This window comes from Gemmatimonadaceae bacterium (assembly GCA_036003045.1).
GTDB lineage: Bacteria > Gemmatimonadota > Gemmatimonadetes > Gemmatimonadales > Gemmatimonadaceae > JAQBQB01.
Map to the genome: position 1 here is coordinate 90,357 of DASYSS010000036.1, position 6,000 is coordinate 96,356.

Sequence of the window (6,000 nt, forward strand, 5' to 3'; positions counted from 1 at the left end):
CGTTGCTATGTTCACGCAGTGTCTCAGCTCGCCGTCGAGTGCACCCACGACCGACGCCCTCGCTCACCTCCGTGACATTCTCACTCCCGCCTGATTCCCCAGAGCTCGACGCCTCGGCGCAGTTCGTCGTGCCCCGAGACGCGGCTGACGCGCTGGATATTCCCATGATCATCGCCGCGGCCGAGCGCCGTGGCGTGAAAATGCCGCGAATCGAGATGACGACGACGGACGCCGGCGCCGGGAAAACACGTATCTCGTGTCGCGTCGCGGTCGCGATCCTTCTCACGCAGGCCTGGATTTCGGTCGCCGAGCACGCGCCGGATACTGATGCCGCTCGCCAGCTGGTGGTGTCGTTGGCCGAGGCGACGCGTGCGGCCTTCGCGGCGATCGATGACGCGACGACCAGGGCCCGCAAGAATAATGCGCTCGGCGACAGCGGCTACATCGGCCCGTCGGGCCACCCAAATTCTGGCGGCTGATCTCCTGATGAAGGAAGACCGTTACGGCACCCTTCTCGGCACAATCGCCATCGTGCAGCGAGAGATACAGATGAGACTTCCCGATTCGTCCAGGATCTGAATCGACCAGACCTGTGACGTGCGGCCGATGTGGACGGGGGTTGCGGTGGCTGTGACGACGCCGCTGGACTTGGGGCGAATGTGGTTGGCGTTGATCTCCTGGCCGACCGCTGCGAACCGCTCGCGATCGATGCACCCGGCGGCGCCGAACGAGGCGACCGTTTCCGCGAGGGCGACCGACGCACCACCGTGGAGAATGCCGAACGGTTGGACCGTCCGTTCGTCGACTGGCATCGTAGCCACCACGCGCTGCTCCGAGAGCTCGAGTATCTCGATGCCGAGCACGCCCGGCATTCCAAGTGTTCGAAACGGGTGGTACCAAGCGGGATCAGTCACAAGCTGGCTCCGGGGGGGGGTGGATGGAGTGAAGGTTATGAATCTGGCGCGTCTGGATGCGCGGGTGGCTCAGGCGCATGATTCGGGATGGACGATTCTCTCGACCGCATCGCGGTGAACGACAACCAGCGGCGGCACTTTGAGGTCCTGTTGAGCCGTTTGGAAGATTCGCTGGGCACGATCGAGACGCTGCTGGCGGCTCCGCGTGCGCGCAATCTCTCGCGAGTGGAGGACGACGTGCCGTCCGGCTTTCGGACGATCGCGGCCTCCGAGATCCCGGCGATCAAGCATCAGATCGAGCGTCTCGCCGTCGCGATGAACCTTCGGCCGAGCATCGTGTCGCTTCGTCGCGTTATCAGCGCGTCGCTGACGACCGACGTCATCCGAATCGAGGACAGTCTGTCGTCCGGGCTACGCGGCTACGGCGTGGTGGATCCAACACTTCCCGATCTTCTGGACCCCGCACTCCTACGGTTGGCTCATTCCCTCGGCCGTCTTGCCAGTGCGCTCAAGCGATAGCCGGCGCCTTATGAGTGCGCAGATTAGCGATCCCGCCGTGCGAGCGAACCAGAGGCCACTATGAGCACGACCCTATTGTTGCGCGTCGCAGCGGTGCTGACGGCGATCCAGGGCATCGTCCACGGCGGATTCTTCATCTCGGCCAAGCCGCGGAGCGAGGCTGAGACGGCGATGGTTACGGCAATGAAGACCGGCCTCTTTTTCGGCGGCGGAACGCGTGGCTACTGGGACATGTACTTCGGATACGGCCTGATCGCCGCGGCGATTTGTCTCGTCGAAGCTGTGCTGTTGTGGCAGGTCGCGAGGATTGCCGTTGTGCCGCCGACGCTCGCGCGGCCGATCGTCGTCTTACTCCTGGCGTGGAAGGTCGCCCACGCGTTGGTCGTCTGGCGGTATTTCGCGTTTCCGATTCCGATCGCGTTCGACGCTCTCGTGGCGGCCTGTCTCGCGTGGTGGCTACTCGCACAACCGCGTTGATCCCGCGGAGCAGTTGGTCTACTACTGACGCAACGGTGGATTCGAATCCTGCAGAACGCACAAACATCCCGCGGCGGAGGAGCGCCGCGGGATGTTCTTGCGTTACGCGTTGGTCCGCGGTGCCTAACGGAGCGTAACGCCGAGAATGACGGGCCAGTAGTTCGTCGACCGGTCCTTGGTGAATATCGTTACGTACCGTCCCTCTACGAACAGATCGGCGCCGCGAAGCCCCCATTGCATTCCCACACCGGCATTCGCGCCCGGCCGCGTGATCGCCGTATACCCGGAGCTCGAGTAATTGGCGGCGGAGTATGGAAGGCCAGACTGCACGGCCGCGGTCGTCGCCGCGTGCAGCGCCGCGAACTTCTGCTGTTCGGCAGCCGGATTCGTCAACGCCAGCGACTTGTCATAGTTGAGGAAATAGTGAAGGCCGCCACCGCCGACCACGTAGATCGAAGTCGACGAGTGCGAGCCGAGCAACGGAAGACGCAGCTTCGCATCGAGCATTGCCGACGCGAGTGTCGCATCCGTCCCGGTTGCGATCGCGTAGCCGTTGTAGCCGCTTGACGTTCCGGTGCTGGTTGCGCCGGTGGTTGCGGTCGGCGCGGTGTACCCCGGCGCGGTTGTGCCACTCGCCGGCGATCCTGTCGCGTAGTTCGTCCCACCGGGGCCAGCGGTTACGAGCGCCGTCGTCGATCCGTTGCTTCGGAACGTCGTCCGACCTCGCAAACGGTCGTATGAAATGTCGAGTCTCACGCCAAGCGGCATCGACCTGCTGTCCCAACCGATCGGCACGGTGATGTTGAAGCCTGGGTTGTAGCCGTTGTGGATGTCACCGGACGGAACGCTGGTTCCACTGGCAAGCCCAACGTAGAACGCGCCGAATTGTCGTCGCGGCGCCCTCGGCACTGGCGGTTCGACAACGGGCGCGGCTGTCGTCGTATCGGCTGGGCGAATCACCGCGGTGTCGATCTTTGTCATCGTGTCCGGCTTAGTCATGGTATCGGGCTTTACCATCGTGTCCGCCTTGATGGTCGTGTCCGGCGCGACGGGGACGGGGACCGGCGTGGGCGCGACCGTGTCCTTGGGCGGCAGCGCGACTACACCAGCAGCTTCCTTTTTCCTTACAGGAATACGAATCGTCGAATGCGCTTTGGTCTTGGCCACAGTACGCTTTGACGCTGTGTCGGGGCGAGCTTTTCCGGTCGTGTCCTGCGCGGCGGCGACCGAGCCCAGCCCGAGGGTGAGCATGAGCCCGATCAGGCATTCACGACGCCCGGGAATTCGTCTTGGCATGTCGACCTCCTTCGCTGAATCCGCGCGGCGATCATCGCCGCTCGGTGTTGCACGAAGGGGCAATTGACAGGCCAATCATTGTCTCGCGAACCATTACGGCCAGCCGAGCCCGCATGCCGCCATGAGGGGTATCTGTTTCACGTCTCATCGTCGGCCTAGCAGCCTATCAATTAGGATCTTGGCATTAGGGGCCAATTGGGCGAGGGATGTCCGGGCGATTCCCTACCAGCTGCCGGGCGAACGCGAGTGACGTTCGACGGATGCAGCGGGTAAAGATTCTGACTGCGTGACGAACCGATCGCCTTGCGGCATCGGTAATGCGAGTGGCGTCGCTTCACCAATTATGACGATCCCTCTCTGACGTCCGATGCCCAGATGAACGTCGTGCGTGGCTCGCTCGCTCTCCTTGGCGTCGGAGCCAGGCCGCTCGCTAGGCCTTCGGGCCATCGCCATCGAGAATCGACACATGGCTGACACATCACCGGCTCGTCAGGCAGATGCGAGCAAGGTTCGCGTACGATACATGGTCAACGCGATCGAGCCCGCGGTCTCTTTCTACACGCAGCACCTCGGGTTCATCGTGAAGCCCGGAGCGACCGACAATTTCGCGTTGCTCTCCCGCGCCAATCTCGAATTGGTGTTGAGCACGCCGTTCGGCCCTGGAGGAGCCGCGAAGCCGATGCGCGATGGGCGCAAGGCGGAACCCGGCGGGTGGAACCGCATCATTCTCAACGTCGATGATCTTGCCCACGAGGTCGATCGGCTGACGCACGCCGGCCTACGATTTCGCAACGACATCGCGAAAGGCCCCGGTGGCGCCGAGATCCTCCTCGACGACCCGTCCGGCAATCCGGTCGAGTTGTTCCAAGCTGCGTCGCAATGACGCTGCTCATCAAGCCGACGCTCGCTCTCCGGGTGCCGCCCTTGCCCACCTCGCCGTGTCACACATGTTCCTCCTGGGCGCGACGAGCGGCGGCCGGTCACGTGGGACCCGAGGCCGGTGACTACCGCACGAGGTCGGCACCGCGGTCATCGAAGGATGCGAGGAGGCATGCCCGCCTCGAAATAGCGTGCTCGATTGACATCAAGCCGGCCGACGACGACATTATCGAAGACTCTTAGTTGAGCGTCTTCGATGACCGACGGTATGCCCGTACAGAAGGGCAACCTGGATATGCTCGTGCTCAAGGCCCTCTCGTGGGACGAGATGCACGGCTTCGAAATCCTGGAATGGCTCGAGCGGCGCTCCGGTGGCCGCCTCGACATCGACGACAGCGCTGTCTATCAAGCGCTGCACCGATTGGAGGAGCGCGAGTTGGTGCGCGCCGAGTGGGGCGTGAGCGACAAGAATCGGCAGGTGCGCTTCTATCGGCTCACGGCGCCCGGCCGCGCGCAGCTCCGCGCCGACACGTCGCGGTGGACCGAGTACGCGCAGATGCTGATCGAGATCATGCGCGGCGAACGGAAGCCGGCGTAGCGGCGTCCAAGGATCATGCGCAGGCGTTTTCGCGGCTTGTTCCGTCACCTCGCCGATCGGGCCGACCTGCTCGAGCGCGAGTGGGACGATGAGATCGCGTCGCACATCGCGGCGCGGTTGGAGCAGCTTCAGGCGGGCGGCATGACGCCGGACGCCGCTCGCCGAGAGGCGCTCCGCTTATTCGGCGACGTCGAGGCCGCGCGGACGGCTTCGAGCACCACGGTCGCGCAACGCGCGGCGCGGATTCGCAGCCGCGAACGGCGGGAGGCAGTGCGCACGATGCTCGCCGGCCTTCTTCAGGATACCAAGCTCGCGTTGCGTGCGTTGCGCGCGCGCCCGTCGTTCGCCGTCGCCACCACCGCTACGCTGGGACTCGCGATCGCCGCCGCCGTGACGGCGTTCAGTTTCGCCGACGCGATATTCCTTCGCCCGTTGCCGGCGCCAAATGCCGAGCGCCTCGTTCGCGTGCACCTGCCGCGCGGAAACGGCCGGCTGACGCAGGTCGGCGAAGAGGGCGCAGCGCTCCTCCGGGCAAGAAAGGACGTCTTCGAGCAAATCGCGGCCGAGCGATGTTGCTGGACGAAGTTCGTGCGCGAGCGCGGCACACTCGACCAGCGCTTCGCCGGATTTGCCTCGGCCGAGTTCTTTCGGATGCTGGGACTCAAGCCGGCGCTGGGCCGCTTTTTTCTGCCCAGTGAAACGGCGCGATATGGCGAGCCGGTGGTGATCCTGAGCTACGCGCTATGGGAGCGCACTTTCTCGGCCGACCCGCGGGCGATCGGCGAGCACGTTCAGCTCTCCGGCTCCGACAGAGATTTCACGATCGTTGGCGTGGCCCCCCAGGATTTTGTTGGCGTGAGCGTGGGTGCGGCGCCTGCCGACCTGTGGCTTCCGTCCACCATGGCCGCAGCCGTCGGCATCAAGTGCGAGCCGGCCCTCCCGTGCGACGACATGGACGTGCTGGCGCGCCTTGCGCCGGGAGTGACGGAACGCCAGGCCGCCGCCGGCATTTCCAATCTTGGCGCCGCGCTCTCCCGCGTTGCGATCGGAGACGACAGCCTGCGACGACCGGTGGTGCAACGGGCGTCGGGTGCGCTCGTCACAACACAGCGCGCCTATTCCCCGCTCGCCCGGCTGCTCGGCGCCATCGCGGGACTGCTCTTGCTCATCGCCTGCGCCAACCTGAGCGGTCTCCTGGTTGTCCGCGGTGTCTCGCGCGAGCGCGAGATCGCGCTGCGACGTTCGCTCGGCGCGCCGCGCATGAGAATCGTGCAGCAGCTTCTCGTGGAAAGCGGAATCCTTGGCGTCGCCGGCGGG

The 6,000-nt window shown here is 64.8% G+C and carries 8 protein-coding genes; 6 read left to right on the plus strand and 2 right to left on the minus strand.

The genetic code is table 11. The annotated features are described in order from the left end of the window. The first annotated feature begins 71 nt into the window (after positions 1-71). A complete protein-coding gene (locus tag VGQ44_08900; protein ID HEV8446927.1) occupies positions 72-479 on the plus strand; it encodes a hypothetical protein in 408 nt (135 codons plus the stop codon). A 21-nt stretch (positions 480-500) separates the two neighbouring features. On the opposite strand, the gene VGQ44_08905 is transcribed toward VGQ44_08900, so the two are convergent. Beyond that, on the minus strand, positions 501-914 hold the full coding sequence (locus VGQ44_08905) for a hotdog fold thioesterase (protein HEV8446928.1): 414 nt from the start codon (positions 912-914) through the stop codon (positions 501-503). Between the two features lie 87 nt (positions 915-1,001). On the opposite strand from VGQ44_08905, the gene VGQ44_08910 reads away from it, so the two are divergent. Together VGQ44_08910 and VGQ44_08915 are read left to right on the plus strand one after the other, a co-directional pair. After that, a complete protein-coding gene (locus VGQ44_08910; protein ID HEV8446929.1) occupies positions 1,002-1,433 on the plus strand; it encodes a hypothetical protein in 432 nt (143 codons plus the stop codon). Positions 1,434-1,493: 60 nt separating this feature from the next. Next, positions 1,494-1,910, plus strand: coding sequence for a hypothetical protein (locus VGQ44_08915; protein ID HEV8446930.1), 417 nt, complete (start codon positions 1,494-1,496; stop codon positions 1,908-1,910). A gap of 123 nt (positions 1,911-2,033) precedes the next feature. On the opposite strand, the gene VGQ44_08920 is transcribed toward VGQ44_08915, so the two are convergent. Then, entirely contained in the window at positions 2,034-3,206 is a 1,173-nt protein-coding gene (locus tag VGQ44_08920; GenBank protein HEV8446931.1) for a hypothetical protein, read from the minus strand. A gap of 466 nt (positions 3,207-3,672) precedes the next feature. Between VGQ44_08920 and VGQ44_08925 the strand changes: the two genes are divergently transcribed. From VGQ44_08925 to VGQ44_08935, 3 genes are all read left to right on the plus strand, one after another. Continuing rightward, positions 3,673-4,089 (plus strand): VOC family protein, encoded by a 417-nt coding sequence (locus VGQ44_08925; protein HEV8446932.1) that lies wholly within the window; start codon positions 3,673-3,675, stop codon positions 4,087-4,089. Positions 4,090-4,341: 252 nt separating this feature from the next. Continuing rightward, positions 4,342-4,683, plus strand: coding sequence for a PadR family transcriptional regulator (locus tag VGQ44_08930; GenBank protein ID HEV8446933.1), 342 nt, complete (start codon positions 4,342-4,344; stop codon positions 4,681-4,683). 15 nt (positions 4,684-4,698) lie between these two features. After that, a partial coding sequence (locus tag VGQ44_08935; GenBank protein HEV8446934.1) for an ABC transporter permease occupies positions 4,699-6,000 on the plus strand: 1,302 nt, incomplete at its 3' end.

Bases quoted from the DNA above. Each gene is read 5' to 3' on its own strand.
- VGQ44_08910 (HEV8446929.1), top strand. From the start codon at position 1,002: ATGGACGATTCTCTCGACCGCATCGCGGTGAACGACAACCAGCGGCGG.
- VGQ44_08915 (HEV8446930.1), top strand. From the start codon at position 1,494: ATGAGCACGACCCTATTGTTGCGCGTCGCAGCGGTGCTGACGGCGATC.
- VGQ44_08920 (HEV8446931.1), bottom strand. From the start codon at position 3,206: ATGCCAAGACGAATTCCCGGGCGTCGTGAATGCCTGATCGGGCTCATG.
- VGQ44_08925 (HEV8446932.1), top strand. From the start codon at position 3,673: ATGGCTGACACATCACCGGCTCGTCAGGCAGATGCGAGCAAGGTTCGC.
- VGQ44_08930 (HEV8446933.1), top strand. From the start codon at position 4,342: ATGACCGACGGTATGCCCGTACAGAAGGGCAACCTGGATATGCTCGTG.